Raw genomic sequence first — 17797 nt, 5'->3', positions numbered from 1 at the left:
CATTCAACGCCACTGCCTGGAATGCCGCCATGTCGATGCGCCACTTGTTGCCCTGTGTTGGCCTCGCGTTGGCGCTTGTGCAACCTTCCAGCGCAGGCGCCGAAACCACCGCACAGCTGATGCCCGAAACCATGGCCATGCTGCGCCATGCCATCGCCGCGCAGACGGTGGAAGGCAAGGGCCAGGTGCCGGCATTCGCGCGCTATCTCGCCGGCAAGCTGGAATCGGCCGGCTTCGCCAAGTCGGACATCGAGGTCATCCCGGTCGGCGAGACCGCCGCGCTGGTCGCGCACTACCGCGGCAGCGGCAAGGGCAAGCCGATCCTGCTCTCGGCGCACATGGACGTGGTGGCGGCCAACCCGAAGGACTGGAGCCGCGACCCGTTCACGCTGATCGAGGAGAACGGCTACCTGTACGGCCGCGGCACCTCCGACATGAAGACCAACCTCGTCACCCTGGTCGCCACGATGATGCGCTTCAAGCGCGAGGGCTTCGTGCCCGGCCACGAGATGATCCTGGTGTTCTCCGGCGACGAGGAGACCGCGATGGCTTCCACCCGCGAGCTGGCCAGGCGCTACCACGACGCCGAGTTCCTGCTCAACGCGGACGCCGGCGGCGGCACCTTCGACGACCAGCTGAAGCCGGTGGACTATGAAATCCAGGCCGCCGAGAAGACCTATGCGGACTTCCTGCTCACCGTCACCTCGCCCGGCGGCCATTCCAGCGAACCGACGCCCGACAACGCGATCTACCGGCTGGCCCAGGCGCTCGATCGCGTCGCCGGCTACGCCTTCCCGGTGCAGCACAACGAGATCACCCTGGCCTCGCTGAAGGCGGTGGGCGAGCACAGCCACGGCCCGCTGGCGCAGGCCATGCTGCAGTTCAGCGCCCACCCCGACGACGCCCGGGCCGCCGCGGTCATCTCGGCCGACCCCGCCTACGTCGGCCAGCTGCGCACCACCTGCGTGGCGACCATGCTCGACGGCGGCCACGCACTCAACGCCTTGCCGCAACGCGCCAGCGCCAACATCAACTGCCGCATCTTCCCCGGCACCAGCGTCGCCGCCGTCGAGGCCACGCTCCACCAGGTGGTGGCCGACCCCAGCGTGAAGATCACCGTGCAACAACCGCCGCCCGTGCAAAGCCCGGCTTCGCCGCTGCGCGAGGACATCGTGGCCGCCGTCACCGCCACCGTGCACGAGCGCTTCCCGGGGCTGGACGTGGTGCCAGGCATGTCCGCCGGCGCCTCCGACAGCCTGCACTTCCGCAACGCCGGCGTGCCCAGCTACGGCGTCTCGCCCAACTTCGGCAAACCCGGCGACAGCTTCGCCCACGGCCTCAACGAAAAACTGCTGGCCTCCGAGGTCCCGGCCGCGCTGGATTTCTGGCACAGCCTGCTGACGAAGCTGGCGAAGTAAGCCGCTCGGCGCGACCGTGCCGGCGAGGTGGGCGTCGCCTCACCCGGCCAGGTGCTCGTACAAAATTACCACGCCCACCCCGATCAGGATGAAACCGCCGATCATCTCCGCGCGCTTGCCCACCACCTCGCCCAGCGCGCGACCAAGCATGATGCCCAGCGTGACCATGCTGAAGGTGCACAGGCCGATCACCACCGCGACCACCGCGATCGGCGTATCGACGAAGGCCAGCCCCACGCCCACCGCCAGCGCGTCGATGCTGGTGGACAGGCCGGTGATGGCCAGTCCGACGAAACCGTGCCGCTTCGCTTCGTCGACCGGCTCGTCCGGCTCGGGCTTGAGCCCGTTCCAGATCATGTGCAGGCCCAGTGCCAGCAGCAGGCCAAACGCGGCCCAGTGGTCCCACGCCTCGATGTAGCGCGAAGCGCCCTTGCCCAGCAGCCAGCCGACCACCGGCGTGATCGCCTCGATCACGCCGAAGATCGCGCCGGCACGCAGCGCCTGGGACAGCCGCGGGCGCGCCATCGCCGCGCCCTTGCCGATCGCCGCGGCAAACGCATCGGTGGACATGGCAAAGCCAAGCAACAGGATGGAGACGGGGTTCATGAGCAGCCATTCGGTCGGGCCAGGCGCAACGGCACCACGACGCGCCCGACCGCAGTGGCGCCGTGAGCCGTTGGTCTCGCCAACCAGGATCGGTGTCTTCGCCACGGCGGATGGACGCCGAGCATGTTGACGGAGACGCCTCGTCGCAACGAGGCAGGCTACTCCCCAAGGGATGTTGCGCTGCCGGCAAAGCCCGCAGCGCGGCGGTCAGATTACCACAGACGCATCGCCGGTCCGGTGCCGGCGCGAAGGATGCACAGCCGCGGGCGGCCGCCAATGGCGCACCCCTCGGCGCCTGGCGGAAGCAACCCCACGGCTGGAATCATCGTGCGTCAGGTCTCCGACTGTGCTCGCCGGAGTCACGGAAAGGCCTGCGGCCGCACCCTTGCGCATGGTGACGGTCGTGCCCAAGCAACGATTCGTCGTGGCGCATCAAGCGTCCTTCCGCAATGTCGGCGCTGCCACACCATGCGCCGATGCATCGGCGACTTCATCGTCGTAGAACGCAATCCCGCCCGTGCCCTGTCTCTTGGCCCGGTACATGGCGACGTCGGCTTGGTGAATCAGCGTGTCGCCCTGTGAACCGTTATCTGGATAGACACTGACGCCAATGCTCGCGCTCATCCGTACCACGTGCTCGCCAAGCTGCATCGGCGCTGCCAGCGCCACGACCATCTTGTCGGTCACCACGGCGGCGTCGGCCCGGCCTGACAAATCCGACAGCAGGATCAGGAACTCATCGCCGCCGTAACGGCTCACCGTGTCGACATCGCGAATCGATGACGAGAGACGTTGCGCCACCACCTTGAGTGCCTCGTCGCCGGTGGCGTGACCGAGCGCGTCGTTGACCTGCTTGAAGTCGTCCAGGTCAATGAAAACCACCGCCAACCCACGCCCGCCCCGTTTCGCCATGGCGATACCCTGGGCAACGCGATCGAGCAATACGCGTCGATTCGGCAATCCGGTCAACACGTCCAGCTCGGCAGAGCGCGCCGCCACTTCCAGCGCATGCTTGGCGGCATCGGCATCGCCCTGGGCCAGCACGGCTGCCTGGATCAAATGCTCGTTGGCTTCACGGAGCTGCGAAGCCCGGATGGTATCCGGACCGGGCTCGACTTGAGCCAGAGTCTGTTGCAAACCGGTCAGCACTTCCCGTACGCGCTCGAGCTCTCGTTGCAGCTGCGCGAGTTCGCGAGCTGCGAGCGCTACGGCTTTGCCATCGACGGACCGCTGGCTGCTCTTGGCAGGGGAACCGAGGGGCCAAATCATTCACGAGGACTCCCCGATGGTCTGGCGGTCGAGTCACCGGGATACTTCCTGGCTGGCCGGCCGCCCAGCAAGCCCTCCTGGTCGGTGATCATCCCGCGGATCTGGATGCCCTCGTCATTGATATCGAACAGACGCAGCTCATCGGAGTGAGCGCTCCCGCGCACCTTGACCACCGCCATCATGCGCAGCAACCGGCTGTCCACCTCGATATAGCGCTGCACGATGATCGCGTCCGTCATGAAGGCCGTGCCGTAGGGGCTGAAGCGCAGGTCCGTATAGCGATCTTCCAGCTCGGAGGTCATCAGCAGGGTGACGCCTTCCGCGGCGAGCGCGCCGATCATGCGCGACAGATTCTCGCGAAAGTCCGGACGGAACGTCGGCGCCACCGCCAATTCGAAACCCGACAGCGAATCGATCACCACGCGGGTAGCCTTCAGCCGGCGGATCTCCGACACCAGCAACCACAGGATTTCGTCAATCGACAAATCGGACGCGCGGTTGTTCACCAGGCCTACCGAACCCCTCTCGATCAGCTCAACCAACATCGGGGATTGCGCGAGACTGGGCATCTGCTCGAATGCCGCAATCACGCCCGTCTCGCCACAGCGTGCGCCTTCGGCGAGAAAGGCTGCCGCGAGAATGCTCTTGCCCGCACCCGAGGGCCCGGCAACAAGCATCGAGTACCCACGCGGCAGGCCACCACCCAGCATCTCGTCGAGACGATCGATGCCCATCTTCAGTCGTTCTGTGGCATCGACATCAATCGGCCTCGCGACCGGAACCGCAACGGGGGTGAACACGTGCAGTCCGGCGGCATTGATGCGGAACGTGTGCAAGCCCGGCAACGTGGCCTGACCGCGCATTTTCCTGACCTCCAGCTTGCGCACCATCGAGTTGCGTTGCACGCTCTGGCGCAACCAGATCAAGCCATCCGCCACGGTAAACACGGGATTGGCCTCGGCTTCATCGAAATATTCCCCGATCAGGAACGTCGTCGCCTGCCAGCCTGTCATCAACACGCCCAATTGCTGCACGAAATGCTGATTGTTGAGATGGGCGCCGTCTCCGGCGGCATTCGTTTGCATCAGTGACCGGAACGAGTCGACGAACACCAATGCCGGGCTCCGGGCTTCCACCTCGGCCACGATCCGGCGCAGCACCTGATCGAGGCCACCCTCGACCATGTCGTCGGAAAGGCTGATGAAGCGAACCGTACGATCGATCGCCGCGTCGTCGAAGAATTCAAATTGCTGCTGGTAGCGCAACATCTTCAACGGCGGCTCGCCAAGCACCGTGAAATAGATCGCGGGACGTTGCGGCGTGGCCAGGGCGAACATCATCTGGTGCGCAAGCGTGGTCTTGCCGCAACCCGGCGGCCCCGCGATCAGGTTGAACGAAAATTCCGGCAGCCCTCCGCCAAGCACGTCATCCAGACCGGGGATGCCCGTATTCAAGCGGTTGATGGTCACGATGTTGTTCATGCTGATTTTTCCCGCGTAGGGGCAGGCAACAGATCGGCCCATACGGATTGCAGTAGTCTTTCGGTGAGCGATGCGCCAAGCAGATTGGCAAGTACCTCGTAGAACATCTGCAGTGCGCGGCCCGCACCAGCGGCAATCTCGCTGCTGCCATGCTCGAGCAATGCAGATTTCAACGCAGCCAGATTCATCGTTGTCTGCATGCCATCATGGATGTCCATCAACCAGGCGTGTTCGCGGCTGGCGAGATAGCAACTGCGTTTATACAGGGTGGCCACGCTGCACTGACCAATGATGGGTGTCAGGGAGGCTTCGATCGTCTGCCAGGCAGACACGACGAACTCGGCCAATTCAGGCGCAGTTGCCCCATCGCCGGCCTGCTGAACCAGCGTTGCGACAATCCGGCGGCTTTCCTTGCTTTCCTGAATTTCCTGGCTTTCCACGGGTTCTGTTGTCTGTCATCGGTGCGGTTGAAGGAGCAGCCTAGCCCCGGGTCAGTGCGGTTGCCGTGATGACCCCGCGCACCTAGCGGGAGTCTTTGCAAAAAACCGTGCACGGCTTGCTGCAGCAACCGTGGCTGGTTGGCCGCCCGGTGAACGACGCGGGCCTGGACAACCCAAGCCCTGCTTGTGATCCACGCTACAATTACCGGTTCGCGCTCAAGCCGACCCGCTCCCCATGTCCACCCATCTCGACGAAACCCGCCGCCGCCGCACCTTCGCCATCGTCAGCCATCCTGACGCGGGCAAGACCACGCTGACCGAGAAGCTGCTGCTGTTCGGCGGCGCGATCCAGATGGCCGGCTCGGTGAAGAGCCGCAAGACGTCGCGCAGCGCCACCTCGGACTGGATGGCGCTGGAGAAGGAGCGCGGCATCTCGGTGACCTCGTCGGTGATGCAGTTCCCGTACGAGGGCAAGATCGTCAACCTGCTCGACACGCCGGGCCACGCGGACTTCTCCGAGGACACCTATCGCGTGCTCACCGCGGTGGACTCGGCGCTGATGGTGATCGACTGCGCCAAGGGCGTGGAGGAGCGCACGATCAAGCTGATGGAAGTGTGCCGGCTGCGCGACACGCCGATCATGACCTTCATCAACAAGCTCGACCGCGAGGGCCGCTCGCCGATCGAACTGCTGGACGAGGTGGAGTCGGTGCTGGGCATCGCCTGCGCGCCGCTGACCTGGCCGATCGGCATGGGCAAGCGGCTGAAGGGCGTGTACCACCTGGCGCTGGACGAGGTACACATCTTCGAGGCGGGCAAGAACTTCACGCGACAGGACTCGACCATCTTCAAGGGCCTGGATGCACCGGGGCTGGAAGAGAAGATCGGTGCGGAGGCGATGCGCGAGCTGCGCGAGGAACTGGAGCTGGTGCAGGGCGCCGCGCCCTCCTTCGATATCGACGAGTACCTGGCCGGCCGGCAGACGCCGGTGTTCTTCGGCTCGGCGGTGAACAATTTCGGCGTGCAGCTGCTGCTGGACTTCTTCGTCGAGCACGCGCCCAGCCCGCGCCCGCGCGCCACCACCACGCGCGAGATCCAGCCGGAGGAGGAGAAGCTATCCGGCTTCGTGTTCAAGATCCAGGCCAACATGGACCCGGCGCACCGCGACCGCGTCGCGTTCATGCGCGTGTGCTCGGGCACCTACAACGCCGGCATGAAGATGATCCAGACGCGCACCAGCAAGGAGGTGCGCATCGCCAACGCGCTGACCTTCATGGCCAGCGACCGCGAGATCGTCGAGACGGCCTACCCGGGCGACGTGATCGGCCTGCACAACCACGGCACCATCACCATCGGCGACACCTTCACCGAGGGCGAGCTGGTCACCTTCACCGGCATCCCGAACTTCGCGCCCGAGCTGTTCCGCCGCGCGCGGCTGCGCGACCCGCTGAAGATGAAGGCGCTGCAGAAGGGCCTGGCGCAGCTTTCCGAGGAAGGCGCCACGCAGTTCTTCCGCCCGCTGATGTCGAACGATCTGATCCTCGGCGCGGTCGGCGTGCTGCAGTTCGAGGTCGTGGCGTACCGACTGAAGGACGAATACAACGTCGACGCCAGCTTCGAGCCGGTCGGCGTGAGCACCGCGCGCTGGGTGCATTGCGACGACGAGAAGAAGATGGATGAGTTTCGCGAGAAGAACGCGATGCACCTGGCCATCGACGGTGCCGGCGAGCTGGTCTACATCGCGCCGACGCGGGTCAACCTGCAGCTGGCGCAGGAGCGCTGGCCGCAGGTGCGCTTCGCCGCCACCCGCGAGCATGCCGCCTCCGTGGAAGCCTGAGCAAAGCCACCCTGCCCCACTGGCCAGCGCGCCGGCACGCCGCTACCTTGGGCGTTCGCACAAGGGGAGGCTGCATGCAACAACAGACGTTGGCGTTTTCCACACCGGCCACGGCACCTCGGTGGCAGCGTTGGCTGCTGTTTTCCCCACCGGCGCGGATCGCGATCTTCGTGGCCTGGCTGGCGGGTCTCATGGTGGCGGTGCAGTTCGCCTTCTTCGCACTCGGCCTGGACAAGGACACGCCGGTGTTGCAGCGCGACCTGGCGCAGTTCGTCCTGCGTGCGCTGGTACCGCTGGCGGCATATCTGATCCTGGTGAGGCTGATCGAACGCCGGCCGCTCGCCGAGCTGGCCCCGCGCACGCTGCTGCCGCAAGGCCTGCTTGGCGTGCTGATCGGGCTGGTCCTGTTCAGCGCCGTGGTGGCGGCCTTGTGGCTGGCCGGCAGCTACCACGTGGAGGCCATCCGCGCTGACGCGCCCTGGCTGGGTGCGCTGCTGGTCGTGGGGCTGGGCGCCGGTATCGGCGAGGAGATCATGTTCCGCGGCGTGCTGTTTCGCATCGTCGAGGAAGGCCTGGGAACGTGGTGGGCCCTGGCCATCTCGGCCCTGCTGTTCGGCGCGGTGCACATCGCCAACCCCGGCGCCACGCTGTGGAGCTCGGCGGCAATCGCGATCGAGGCGGGCCTGCTGTTCGGCCTGCTCTACCACGTGACGCGCTCGCTGCCGGTGTGCATGGGCGTGCACGCGGCGTGGAACTTCGCCCAGGGCACGATCTACGGCATCCCGGTGTCGGGCTCGCAGGCGGAAGGCTGGCTGGTTTCCAGCCGCCACGGTCCGGACTGGCTCAGCGGCGGCGTGTTCGGCGCCGAGGCGTCGGTGGTGGCGCTGAGCCTGTGCACGCTGTGTTCGCTGGGCCTGCTCGCCGTCGCCCTGCGCCGCGGCAGCATCGTGCCGCCGTGCTGGCGGCGCCGGAGCCCGTGAGGTTCAGCCGCGCTTGCGCGGGGACAACCACATCAGCACGCGTGCGCGGAACACCGTGTCGCCCGCGCCATCGACCACCTCTACCCTGACCGGCCATTCCCCGCTCGCGCCCGCCGGCGGCGCGGCCGCCTCCGGGGTCGCCGTGCCGTGCATCGAGCCGACCGCCTTCTTCAGGTACTCGACGCTCATGCCCTTGGGTATCCAGCGCATGTCCGCCGGCACGGTCGCCTCGGCCATCATGCCGGCAGCGAGCTCGGCCAGGTTGCACAGCGCGATCGCGTGCACCGTGCCGATGTGGTTGTGCACGCGCCGGCGATCGCGGATGCGTACCTCGCAGCGGCCCGGCTGCAATGTCACAAAGCGCGGCGCGATGGTGGTGAAATACGGCGCCTTCAGGCAGATCAGCCGCGAGAAGAGCCAGTGGCCCGCGGGCCAGCGCGTGATGCGCCGATACAGCGACAGCACCGAGGCGCTCACCGGTCACCCTCCAAAATGGAACCGGTCCGCACGGCTCACCCGGCGTCCGCGCGCGTCTTGAACGCACGCATCTCGTCGGTATCGAAATCGTCGACCGAGATGAACTCGAACACGCCCTCGCGCACGCGCCTGAGCAACTCCGCCTCCGCTTCGGAAATCACCCCGGCCTGCTGTGCTTCGACGAGCTGGTCAAGATAGTCGTGCGAGCTGAACTGACCGGACTTGAGCGCCTTGCCGAACTTGCGGTCGACCGGCTCGGCGGCGATCACGTCCGGCAGCAGCGCCTTCATGCGGCCGATCGTGTTGTTCGGCGTGGGCGTGGTGTAGACCCAGTCGGTGAGGCGGTCGAGCGCCTCGTTCGGCGCGGTGAGCAGCGCGGCGACGCGGCGGCCCAGACGATCGGACGGCGGCACCTCGCGGCGGCCCAGCGGGAACACCAGGACGCGCAGCAGCCACGCCACCGGGCGCACCGGGAAATTGCGGATCGCGCCGTCCAGCGCATTCTGGATCAGCCACATGCACTCGTGGAAACCCCAGGCCAGGAACGGGCGGTCGGCTTCCGGCCGGCCGTTGTCCTCGTACTGCTTGAGCATGGCGCTGGCGATGTACAGGTAGCTCAGCACGTCGCCCAGGCGGGCCGACAGCTTCTCCTTGAACTTCAGCTTGCCGCCGAGCACGCCCATGAACACGTCGGCGCACAGCGCGAGCGCGGCGGAGTAGCGATCGAGCTTGCGATAGTAGCGGCGGGTGTAGGCATCGCCAGCGGCCTCGCCGATGCGCGCGCCGGAGAGGCCCATCGCGAAGCTGCGCACCGCGTTGGAGATGCCGAAGCCGAGGTGGCCGAACAGCAGCCGGTCGAACGTCTTCAGCTGCTCGCCGCGGTCGGCGATCGACAGCGCCTGCATTTCCTTCAGCACGTACGGATGGCAGCGGATCGCGCCCTGGCCGAAGATCATCAGGCTGCGCGTCATGATGTTGGCGCCTTCCACCGTGATCGCGATCGGCACCGCCGACCAGCCGCGGCCGGCGTAGTTCTTCGGCCCGAGCTGCACCGCCTTGCCGCCGTGCACGTCCATCGTGTCGGCCGCCACCTGGCGCGCCCACTCGGTGGCGTGGTACTTGGCAATCGCCGAGGTGACTGCCGGCTTCTCGCCGCGATCGACCGCCGCCGCCGTGGCGCGCGACAGCGCGGCGGTGGCGTAAGCCAGGCCGCCGATGCGCGCCAGCGCCTCCTCGACACCCTCGAAGCGCGCCACCGCCAGGCCGAACTGCTTGCGCATGCGCGCGTAGGTGCCGGTGGCCAGCGCCGACGCGCGCATGCCGCCGGTGGCGTTGGACGGCAGCGAGATCGCGCGGCCCACCGACAGCACCTCGACCAGCATGCGCCAGCCGTGGCCGGCCATCTTCGGTCCGCCGATCAGCACCGACAGCGGCGCGAACACGTCCTTGCCGTGCACCGGGCCGTTCTGGAACGGGATGTTCAGCGGGAAATGGCGGCGGCCGATCTGCAGCCCCGGCGTCGAGCGCGGCAGCAGTGCCAGGCTGATGCCCAGATCCTCTTCTTCACCCAGCAGGTGCTCGGGGTCGTACATGCGGAAGGCGAGGCCGACCACCGTGGCGATCGGCGCCAGCGTGATGTAGCGCTTGTCGAAGGTGAGCTTGAGTCCCAGCGTTTCCACGCCGTCGACCATCTGCTTGCAGACGATGCCCACGTCGGGAATCGAGGTGGCATCAGAGCCGGCATACGGCCCGGTCAGGGCGAAACAGGGGATTTCCTCGCCGACGGCGAGGCGCGGCAGGTAGTGGTTTTTCTGCTCGTCGGTGCCGTAGTGCAGCAGCAGCTCGGCCGGGCCCAGCGAGTTCGGCACCGCCACGGTCGAGGACACCGTGGCCGACATCGTGGACAGCTTCTGCAGCACCGCCGAGTGCGCCAGCGCGGAGAACTGCAGGCCGCCGTACTGCTTGGGGATGATCATGCCGAAGAACTTGTTCTTCTTGATGAACTCCCACACGTTCGGCGGCAGGTCGGCCAGTTCGTGCGTGATCTGCCAGTCGTCGATCATCGCGCACAGCTCTTCCACCGGGCCGTCCATGAAGGCCTGCTCCTCCACGGAGAGCTCGGGCTTGGGCTGCTTCAGCAGTTCATGCCAGTCCGGCTTGCCGGAGAACAGCTCGCCCTCGAAACCCACGGTGCCGGCTTCCAGCGCGGTCTGTTCCGTTTCGGAAAGCTTCGGCGTGACTTTCGCGAACATTTTCAGCAGCGGCGCGCTGATCTGCTTGCGGCGGAAGTCCACCATCAGCAGCGGCAGCGCGATCGCCAGCTCGATGAGGAGCAGGATCACCATCGTGGCCGGCGCGCGCACCAGCAGACCCACCACGAGAGTGGCGGCGACGGTGACGATGGCCCAGGTACGCAGGCTGGTGCGGTGATAGGCGCAGACGCCGGAGGCAATCAACGCCGCCAGCAAGGTAAGCAACACGGACATCTCGACACCTCTCAGGGTCAGGGGGCGGCGCCGGCGGTACGCGGCGTCACGGGGATTTCAAGGTGGTGCACGTAGTGGATCACTTCATTGGCAAAGGCGTCATTGGCGTCGCCGGCCACCATGTGCGTGGCGTGCGCCAGCTCGACATGGCGCGCCTGCGGCACCAGCTGCAGGAACTCGTCCACGGTGCCGCGCGAGACGACGTCGCTGCGGCCGCCGGACAGCAGCAGCACCGGCACGTCGATGTTCGCCGCCGCGGCCAGCAGGCGCGGCTGGTAGCGCTCGCTCTCCTGCACCAGGTCGCCGGCCAGCAACGCCGGGTCCCAATGCCAGCGCAGCCGGCCGTCGGCACCCTCGCGCAGCAGCGGCCGCAATTGCTCGGCGCTCTTGCGCTCGCGCCGCTGCGGCAGGTAGGCGGCTACCTGCTCGGCCGCGTCGGCATAGTTGGCGAAGCCGTCCGGGTGTGCCTGCATGAAGGCCAGGATGCGTTGCACGCCTGCGGTTTCCCAGCGCGGCGTGATGTCGACCAGCACCAGCGCACGGAACGGTGAGGGTCGCCGTTCGCCGGCCAACACGATGCCGAGCAGGCCACCCATCGAGGCGCCCACCAGGATCGGTGGCTGCGGCTGCGCGGCGGCCAGGCGCAACAGGTCGTCGGCGAACTGGTCCATGTGATAGCCGGTCGCGGCGTCCACGCGATCGCTCTCGCCATGACCGCGGGCGTCGAACGCGACGCAGCGGCAACCCGTCCGGGCGAGCGCCGCGGCGGCGGCGTTCCACGCCCCGCGAGTCTGGCCGAAGCCGTGCGCGAACAGCAGGCCCGGCGTCCCCTGCGGGTTCCAGGTTTCCACCGCCAGGCGCAGGTCGCCTGCAGCGACGCGTTCGACGGTATGGGGCATCGGGATCGGATTGACCATACGGGAGAGTATGGATTGCCTGTGCGATGGCCGTCAACCGCTCGCCGGGCCGCGGCGCACGCCGATCGACGCCGCCCCATTACAAATGCCCGGGCTGTCGCTACCATACGGACATGAATGTCAGCAGCAAGCCGGAACGCACGCGCCTGTCGGCCGAAGATTGGGAACTGGCCGCCCTGCAGATGATCGCCGACCAGGGCGTCGGAGCCTTGGCAGTGGAAGCCCTCGCGCGCCAGCTCGGGGTGACCAAGGGCAGCTTCTACTGGCATTTCCGTACCCGCGAAGCGCTGCTCAATGCGGCCATGGAACGCTGGGAACAGTACGGCGAACGCGAGATCATCGGCCAGATCGAGCAGATCGCCGACCCGCGCCAGCGCCTGCCCGAGCTGTTCCGCCGGGTCGCGCACGAATTGCAGCCGCATCGCGTCTATGCCGCGCTGCTCAAGGCACTGGACCATCCGCAGGTGGTGCCGGTGATGGCCCGCGTCTCGCAGCGACGCATGGAGTTCCTCACCACCGTGTATCGCGAGGCCGGCCTGCCGCCGGCGCAGGCACTGAACCGCGCGCGGCTGACCTATGCCGCCTACGTCGGCTTCCTGCAACTGAACTTCACCCTGGGCCTGCCGCGCCTGAGTCACGAGGAGTTCGACGCCTACGTCGAACACATGATCGCCACGCTCACCCCGGTGTAGCGCTGCGCAAACGGCCACGCGGCGCCCTCCGGCGCTGCCGTTGCTGCGCCCATCCTTGCAATACCAGTGCACGCAAACTACCGTGCCGCTTCCGTTTTTCAACAAGCCTTTCGAGGGACATGATGACCAGCAAGCTGGAAGCGCTTACCCAATGGGTCGACCAGGTGGCGGCACTGACCCGCCCGGCGCGGATTCACTGGTGTGACGGGTCGCAGGACGAATATCAGTCGCTGGTGCAGCAGATGCTGGCCGACGGCACCCTGATCGAACTGAACCAGACCACCCATCCGGGGTGCTACCTGCACCGCTCCGATCCGAAGGACGTGGCCCGCGTCGAGCAGCTGACCCTGGTCTGCCACCCCAAGCGCGAGGACGCCGGCCCGAACAACCACTGGATGGACCCGGCCGAGGCGCACGCCAAGATCGACGCGCTGTTCGACGGCTGCATGGAAGGCCGCACGATGTACGTGATCCCGTATTGCATGGGCCCGATCGACTCGCCGCTGTCGCGTTGCGGGGTGGAGATCACCGACAGCCCGTACGTGGTCGCCAACATGAAGATCATGACCCGCATGGGCGCCGCCGCGCAGGCGCGGATCGAGCGCGAAGGTACGTTCGTGAAGGGGCTGCATTCGGTCGGTGAGCTCGATCCCGAGCGTCGCTGGATCATGCACTTCCCCGCCGAACTCTCGATCAAGTCCTACGGCTCCGGCTACGGCGGCAACGCGCTGCTGGGCAAGAAGTGCCACGCGCTGCGCATCGCCAGCAACCAGGCGCGCACGGAAGGCTGGCTGGCCGAACACATGCTGATCGTCGGCATCGAGAACCCGCGCGGCGAGACGCACTACGTCGCCGCCGCGTTCCCCTCCGCCTGCGGCAAGACCAACCTGTCGATGCTGATTCCGCCGGAAGGCTACCGGCGTGACGGCTGGAAGGTGTGGACGGTGGGCGACGACATCTGCTGGATGCACCCCGGCGCGGACGGGCGGCTGTACGCGATCAACCCGGAAGCCGGCTTCTTCGGCGTGGCGCCGGGCACCAGCGACGCCACCAACCACAATGCCATGCAGAGCATCTCGCACGACACCATCTTCACCAATGTCGCCGTCACCGCCGACAACCAGCCGTGGTGGGAAGGCCTGCCCGGCACCCCGGTCACCGACTGGCAGGGACGTCCGTACGACCCGGCCAACGGCCCGGCCGCGCACCCGAACTCGCGCTTCACGGTCAGCGCGAAGCAGTGCCCGACCTGGTCGGAGCAGGCCGAGGCGCCGCAAGGCGTGCCGATCAGCGCGATCGTGTTCGGCGGCCGCCGCCCCTCGCTGCTGCCGCTGGTGATGGAGGCGCGCGACTGGAGCCACGGCGTGCTGATGGGCGCCGCGATGGGCTCGGAAACCACCGCCGCCGCCACCGGCGCGGTCGGCGTGCTGCGTCGCGACTCGATGGCGATGAAGCCGTTCTGCGGCTATCACTACGGCGACTACTTCGCGCACTGGCTGTCGTTCGACCGGCCCGGCGCGAAGCTGCCGAAGGTGTTCCACGTCAACTGGTTCCGCAAGGGCGCCGATGGCAAGTTCCTGTGGCCGGGCTTCGGCGAGAACCTGCGCGTGCTGGAGTGGATGATCGACCGCGCCGAAGGCCATGTCCAAGGCGTCGAGACCCCGATCGGCATCGTGCCGGCGGCCGGCGAACTGAAGCTGGAAGGACTGGCGCTGGAGCCTGCGCGACTGGACGAATTGCTCGCGGTCGACGTAGCCGGATGGCAGGCGGAGCTGGAAGCCATCGACGCCTACCTGCAAACCTTCGCGCCGCGCCTGCCGGAGCGGTTGCGCCGCGAGCAGCAACGCGTGGCGCAGGCGCTGCAGGCCGATACCGCCAAGCCGGCGCGGCGGGCCGCCGTGTCCTGATGCACGCGCGAGTCCGGGCACGTACCGGACTCGCGACCGGGAAAACCACGCTCGTGGTTTTCCTCGCCGCTCCCGAAGGACGGGCCCGCGCGGCCCGTCCGCTTCAAACCCTTTCGCACCCCGCGGCATCCAAGCTGGCAAGATGATCGCCGCCTGCCCTGCCTCCGGAAGCCTGATGCCGCCTGTCTCCAGCGCCGCGCATGACGGCGACGACGTGCGCGCCGCAGCCGCGGGCGACCGTCGCGCCTTCCAGCGCCTGTACGCGCTGCACGTCGGCCGCGTCTACGGCGCGCTGCACCGGCTGGCCGGCTACGACCACGCGCGGGCGGAGGATCTCACCCAGGACGCCTTCATCCGCGCCTGGCAGAAATTGCCCGGCTTCCGCCACGAAAGCTCCTTCGGCACCTGGCTGTATCGCCTGGCGGTCAACGTGGCGCTGATGGACATCCGCGCGCGCGGCGCCGATCCGGTGCGCGTAGTGGACGACGAGCACCTGCCGGACAGTGGCGAGACGCCGTTCTGCGCGGCCGAGCGACACGAACTGGAACAAGCCATCGGCAGGCTGCCGCCGCGCGCCCGCGCCGTACTGGTACTGCACGACATCGAAGGCTGGCGGCACGAGGACATCGGCGACGAACTGGGCATGGCGGTGGGCACCTCGAAGGCTCAACTGCATCGCGCACGCCAGCTGCTGCGCAAGACGCTGGGAGAAAACGCATGAACGAATTCGAATGGCGCCGCCAGATGCGCGAGCTGCAGCAACCGCATGTGCCGCGCCGCGACCTGTGGCCGGCGATCGACGCGGCGCTGGACCAGGCCGTCGCCGATCCGCCCGCCCGGGCGACATGGCGGCGCATGCTGGCGGGCGCTGCCGTGGCGGCATCGCTGCTGCTGGTCGTGGGTATGGCTTGGCATCAGTGGTTCACACCCACCGCACCTGCCGAATCGGCCGGCACGACCCGCCAGGCCAGCTGGAAGCCCGCCGATCCGCGCCTGGCCGGCGCCGCCATCGAACTGGACGCCGCTCGCCTCGAACTGCAGCTGGCGATCGAACAGGCACCGGATTCCGCGGCACTGCAACGGCTCCTGCGCCACACCGAACGACAACAGGCGCAATTGCGCCAGCTGGCCGACCGCGCCGGCTGATGACCATCCGAGGAGAACCCATGAAAACCGCCCACTGCCTGCCCCTGCTGTTGTGCCTGTGCATCGGCGATGCACTGGCCGGCACGCCGATCCAACTGCAGCACGCCGCCAGCGCCGATACGCGGATCAGCATCAGCAATATCGCCGGCTCGGTGAATGTCACCGCCTGGGATCGCAATGAAGTCCAGGTCGGCGGCGAACTCGGCGACGGCGCCAAGCCGCTGCAGATCACCGGCGACAACGACCGGCTGTCGATCAAGGTCGAGCCGCGCGGCGGTTCGGGCTCGGGCTGGTTCAACTTCGGCGGCGACAGCCGCATGGCGCCCACCACGCTGGAACTGCACGTGCCGCGCGGCGCGTCGCTGGACGTCAAGGTGATCAGCGCGCCGCTGGTGATCGACGGCCTTGCCGGCGGCGACATCAAGGTCAACACGATCAGCGGCAACGCCCGCATCCACGCGAACACGCCTGCGCTGGACGTCGATAGTGTCAGCGGCGGCATCGAGCTTTCCGGACAGGCCGACAAGGCCGCATTGCAAACCGTGAGCGGCGAGATCCTGGCCCCGGCCCTGGGCCGCACGGCCAAGCTGGAAACCATCTCCGGCCACATCCAGGCCGGCGGCGGGCCGTGGCAGACGCTCACCCTGAGCACCGTCTCCGGCGACGTGCAGCTGTCCGGCAAGCTGGCCGCCGGCGGCAGCATCGACATCGACAGCATGAGCGGCGATGTGCAGTTGCGCCTGCCGGCCGACACCTCGGCCAAGCTGCACGCCAGCAGTTTCAGCGGCGACCTGCGCAGCGACTTCGGCAAGCCGATCGAAGCCGAGCGCGGCCCCGGCAGTTCGCTCGACACGAGCATCGGCGCCGGCGACGGCAAGATCCACCTCGAGACCTTCAGCGGCGACCTGCGCGTCAAGAAGCAGGAGTGAGCGGATAGGAGTGAGAAGTGAGAAGTGAGAAGTGAGAAGTGAGAAGTGAGAGAAGAGCTGCAGCTTGCGCGCATTTCTCTCGTTTCTCACTCCTCTCCGCTCACTCCTGCCTCAGAGATCCTGGTGATATTGCACGTAAGGCGTGCGCGACTGGTCCGGCTCCGGGCCGACCGGCGTGTTCGCCGGCGTGCCGGACGACCACAGGTTCTGCGCGCCGACGCTCAACGAGCCGCGCCACGGCAGGCGCCAGGTCACGCCCAGGTCGATGCTGTTCCAGCGCCGATCGCCGTACAGGCTGCCGGGCACGCCGGCTTCGGGCTGCATGGTGCGACCGGTGAGCATGCCGCTCAACGGGCCGTGGTCGACGCCGAAACTCAGCGCCTTCTGGTCGAGCACGTTGACACCCAGCAGGTTGCCCGGCAGCAGATGCACGCGGCCCACGCTGGCGCCGAGGTCGATGCCGGTCTGCTTGCCCAGGGCCAGCCGGCCCCGTGCATTGAGCTGGTTGCTGCTGTCGAAACTGTACAGGCCGCCCGGCGCCGCACCCGGCAGCACGCGCGGCAGCGGCGCATTGCGGTGGGGCGTGCTGGTGGCGCCCACGCTCACGCCGACGCTGTAATCGCCGGCGTCGTAGGTGGCACCCACTTCGCTGCCGAACACCCGCGTGCCGTGGTTGAGCCACGAGCGCTGGCTGACCTGCGCATGCGCCTGCAACGGGCCGACGCCGTACTGCAGGCCGGCGGCCATCGCGTTGCCGGCATCGAGCGGCTGCAGCAACAGCGGCGAATACAGGGACGTGGCGGAGTCGTTCGTGGTGCCGCGATCGGCCTTGAGCATCAGCATGCGGCCATGGCTGTCACGCCACAACGGGACGTTCACGCCGGAACTGGCCGGGTCGGCATTCGTCAACTGCGCCCCGTTCTGCGGCTGCGCCAGCAACTGCGCGGCCTGCGCCGCATCGCCGCCCACGGATTGCCCGGCGGCCGCAAGCGGCAGCAGGAAAATCGACAGCATGGCAGGCAGGCGACGCATGGCTTTTGAACGAAACTCCAAGACTGATGGAACCATCATCCGAACACGGCTCGCATTGATGATGTCGTGCGATCGGGATGGTAGCGCATTTTACGTTTTGCTAACAGCCCAAAACCCGCCCCAGCGCACAGTTGCATGGGTTGCTGTGTCAAGCTTTGACCCGTTCGACCGGGCCAGGTT

Annotated in this window: 16 protein-coding genes; 8 read left to right on the top strand and 8 right to left on the bottom strand. The window is 67.4% G+C overall.

From position 1 onward, the window contains the following. Positions 1–29 precede the first annotated feature (29 nt). On the top strand, positions 30–1418 hold the full coding sequence (locus tag ACFCQI_RS10975) for a M20/M25/M40 family metallo-hydrolase (protein WP_395116600.1): 1389 nt from the start codon (positions 30–32) through the stop codon (positions 1416–1418). A gap of 39 nt (positions 1419–1457) precedes the next feature. Here the strand turns inward: ACFCQI_RS10975 and ACFCQI_RS10970 are convergent, their stop codons facing one another. From ACFCQI_RS10970 to ACFCQI_RS10955, 4 genes are all read right to left on the bottom strand, one after another. Continuing rightward, on the bottom strand, positions 1458–2024 hold the full coding sequence (locus ACFCQI_RS10970; protein WP_395116598.1) for a manganese efflux pump MntP family protein: 567 nt from the start codon (positions 2022–2024) through the stop codon (positions 1458–1460). Between the two features lie 432 nt (positions 2025–2456). Next, entirely contained in the window at positions 2457–3293 is an 837-nt protein-coding gene (locus ACFCQI_RS10965) for a diguanylate cyclase domain-containing protein (protein WP_395116596.1), read from the bottom strand. After that, positions 3290–4774 carry an RAD55 family ATPase gene (locus ACFCQI_RS10960; RefSeq protein WP_395116593.1) on the bottom strand — a complete coding sequence of 495 codons (1485 nt, stop codon included), beginning with the start codon at positions 4772–4774 and terminating at the stop codon, positions 3290–3292. Before ACFCQI_RS10960 ends, ACFCQI_RS10965 begins: the two co-directional genes overlap by 4 nt. Further along, positions 4771–5214 carry a hypothetical protein gene (locus ACFCQI_RS10955; protein ID WP_395116591.1) on the bottom strand — a complete coding sequence of 148 codons (444 nt, stop codon included), beginning with the start codon at positions 5212–5214 and terminating at the stop codon, positions 4771–4773. The genes ACFCQI_RS10960 and ACFCQI_RS10955 overlap by 4 nt, the downstream gene beginning before the upstream one ends. Positions 5215–5449: 235 nt before the next feature. On the opposite strand from ACFCQI_RS10955, the gene ACFCQI_RS10950 reads away from it, so the two are divergent. Continuing rightward, a complete protein-coding gene (locus ACFCQI_RS10950) occupies positions 5450–7051 on the top strand; it encodes a peptide chain release factor 3 (protein ID WP_395116589.1) in 1602 nt (533 codons plus the stop codon). 74 nt (positions 7052–7125) lie between these two features. Then, positions 7126–8031, top strand: a complete 906-nt coding sequence (locus ACFCQI_RS10945) for a CPBP family intramembrane glutamic endopeptidase (protein ID WP_395116587.1) — start codon at positions 7126–7128, stop codon at positions 8029–8031. A 3-nt stretch (positions 8032–8034) separates the two neighbouring features. Here the strand turns inward: ACFCQI_RS10945 and ACFCQI_RS10940 are convergent, their stop codons facing one another. Genes ACFCQI_RS10940 through ACFCQI_RS10930 form a run of 3 tightly spaced genes read right to left on the bottom strand, consistent with a single transcriptional unit; the run spans position 8035 to position 11911 of the window. After that, on the bottom strand, positions 8035–8508 hold the full coding sequence (locus ACFCQI_RS10940; RefSeq protein WP_395116585.1) for a hotdog fold domain-containing protein: 474 nt from the start codon (positions 8506–8508) through the stop codon (positions 8035–8037). A gap of 35 nt (positions 8509–8543) precedes the next feature. Then, positions 8544–10994 carry an acyl-CoA dehydrogenase gene (locus ACFCQI_RS10935; protein WP_395116583.1) on the bottom strand — a complete coding sequence of 817 codons (2451 nt, stop codon included), beginning with the start codon at positions 10992–10994 and terminating at the stop codon, positions 8544–8546. A 17-nt stretch (positions 10995–11011) separates the two neighbouring features. Further along, the gene (locus ACFCQI_RS10930; protein ID WP_395116581.1) at positions 11012–11911 is read right to left on the bottom strand and encodes an alpha/beta fold hydrolase; all 900 of its coding nucleotides are present in this window, start codon (positions 11909–11911) and stop codon (positions 11012–11014) included. Between the two features lie 113 nt (positions 11912–12024). Between ACFCQI_RS10930 and ACFCQI_RS10925 the strand changes: the two genes are divergently transcribed. The 5 genes from ACFCQI_RS10925 to ACFCQI_RS10905 all read left to right on the top strand — a co-directional run bounded on the left by ACFCQI_RS10925 (position 12025) and on the right by ACFCQI_RS10905 (position 16585). Then, complete coding sequence (locus ACFCQI_RS10925) at positions 12025–12603, top strand: TetR/AcrR family transcriptional regulator (protein WP_395116579.1); 579 nt, start codon at positions 12025–12027, stop codon at positions 12601–12603. A gap of 122 nt (positions 12604–12725) precedes the next feature. Further along, positions 12726–14510, top strand: a complete 1785-nt coding sequence (locus ACFCQI_RS10920; protein ID WP_395121341.1) for a phosphoenolpyruvate carboxykinase (GTP) — start codon at positions 12726–12728, stop codon at positions 14508–14510. A gap of 175 nt (positions 14511–14685) precedes the next feature. Continuing rightward, positions 14686–15231, top strand: a complete 546-nt coding sequence (locus ACFCQI_RS10915; RefSeq protein ID WP_395116577.1) for an RNA polymerase sigma factor — start codon at positions 14686–14688, stop codon at positions 15229–15231. Further along, positions 15228–15656: a hypothetical protein gene (locus ACFCQI_RS10910; RefSeq protein ID WP_395116575.1), complete on the top strand. Its 429-nt coding sequence runs from the start codon at positions 15228–15230 to the stop codon at positions 15654–15656. The genes ACFCQI_RS10915 and ACFCQI_RS10910 overlap by 4 nt, the downstream gene beginning before the upstream one ends. A 20-nt stretch (positions 15657–15676) precedes the next feature. Next, a complete protein-coding gene (locus ACFCQI_RS10905; protein WP_395116573.1) occupies positions 15677–16585 on the top strand; it encodes a DUF4097 family beta strand repeat-containing protein in 909 nt (302 codons plus the stop codon). A 111-nt stretch (positions 16586–16696) separates the two neighbouring features. Here ACFCQI_RS10905 and ACFCQI_RS10900 read toward each other — a convergent pair whose 3' ends face one another. Continuing rightward, positions 16697–17617 (bottom strand): hypothetical protein, encoded by a 921-nt coding sequence (locus ACFCQI_RS10900; RefSeq protein WP_395116571.1) that lies wholly within the window; start codon positions 17615–17617, stop codon positions 16697–16699. Positions 17618–17797 lie beyond the last annotated feature (180 nt).

The organism is Rhodanobacter sp. FW102-FHT14D06, from assembly GCF_043950705.1.
Lineage (GTDB): Bacteria > Pseudomonadota > Gammaproteobacteria > Xanthomonadales > Rhodanobacteraceae > Rhodanobacter.
The sequence above is the reverse complement of the archived record's forward strand: the minus strand, read 5'-3'. Positions and strand labels throughout refer to the sequence as shown.

Bases quoted from the DNA above. Each gene is read 5' to 3' on its own strand.
- ACFCQI_RS10905 (WP_395116573.1), top strand. From the start codon at position 15,677: ATGAAAACCGCCCACTGCCTGCCCCTGCTGTTGTGCCTGTGCATCGGC.
- ACFCQI_RS10965 (WP_395116596.1), bottom strand. From the start codon at position 3,293: ATGATTTGGCCCCTCGGTTCCCCTGCCAAGAGCAGCCAGCGGTCCGTC.
- ACFCQI_RS10970 (WP_395116598.1), bottom strand. From the start codon at position 2,024: ATGAACCCCGTCTCCATCCTGTTGCTTGGCTTTGCCATGTCCACCGAT.
- ACFCQI_RS10945 (WP_395116587.1), top strand. From the start codon at position 7,126: ATGCAACAACAGACGTTGGCGTTTTCCACACCGGCCACGGCACCTCGG.
- ACFCQI_RS10930 (WP_395116581.1), bottom strand. From the start codon at position 11,911: ATGGTCAATCCGATCCCGATGCCCCATACCGTCGAACGCGTCGCTGCA.
- ACFCQI_RS10900 (WP_395116571.1), bottom strand. From the start codon at position 17,617: ATGCGTCGCCTGCCTGCCATGCTGTCGATTTTCCTGCTGCCGCTTGCG.
- ACFCQI_RS10975 (WP_395116600.1), top strand. From the start codon at position 30: ATGTCGATGCGCCACTTGTTGCCCTGTGTTGGCCTCGCGTTGGCGCTT.
- ACFCQI_RS10920 (WP_395121341.1), top strand. From the start codon at position 12,726: ATGACCAGCAAGCTGGAAGCGCTTACCCAATGGGTCGACCAGGTGGCG.
- ACFCQI_RS10910 (WP_395116575.1), top strand. From the start codon at position 15,228: ATGAACGAATTCGAATGGCGCCGCCAGATGCGCGAGCTGCAGCAACCG.
- ACFCQI_RS10960 (WP_395116593.1), bottom strand. From the start codon at position 4,774: ATGAACAACATCGTGACCATCAACCGCTTGAATACGGGCATCCCCGGT.
- ACFCQI_RS10935 (WP_395116583.1), bottom strand. From the start codon at position 10,994: ATGTCCGTGTTGCTTACCTTGCTGGCGGCGTTGATTGCCTCCGGCGTC.
- ACFCQI_RS10915 (WP_395116577.1), top strand. From the start codon at position 14,686: ATGCCGCCTGTCTCCAGCGCCGCGCATGACGGCGACGACGTGCGCGCC.
- ACFCQI_RS10950 (WP_395116589.1), top strand. From the start codon at position 5,450: ATGTCCACCCATCTCGACGAAACCCGCCGCCGCCGCACCTTCGCCATC.
- ACFCQI_RS10925 (WP_395116579.1), top strand. From the start codon at position 12,025: ATGAATGTCAGCAGCAAGCCGGAACGCACGCGCCTGTCGGCCGAAGAT.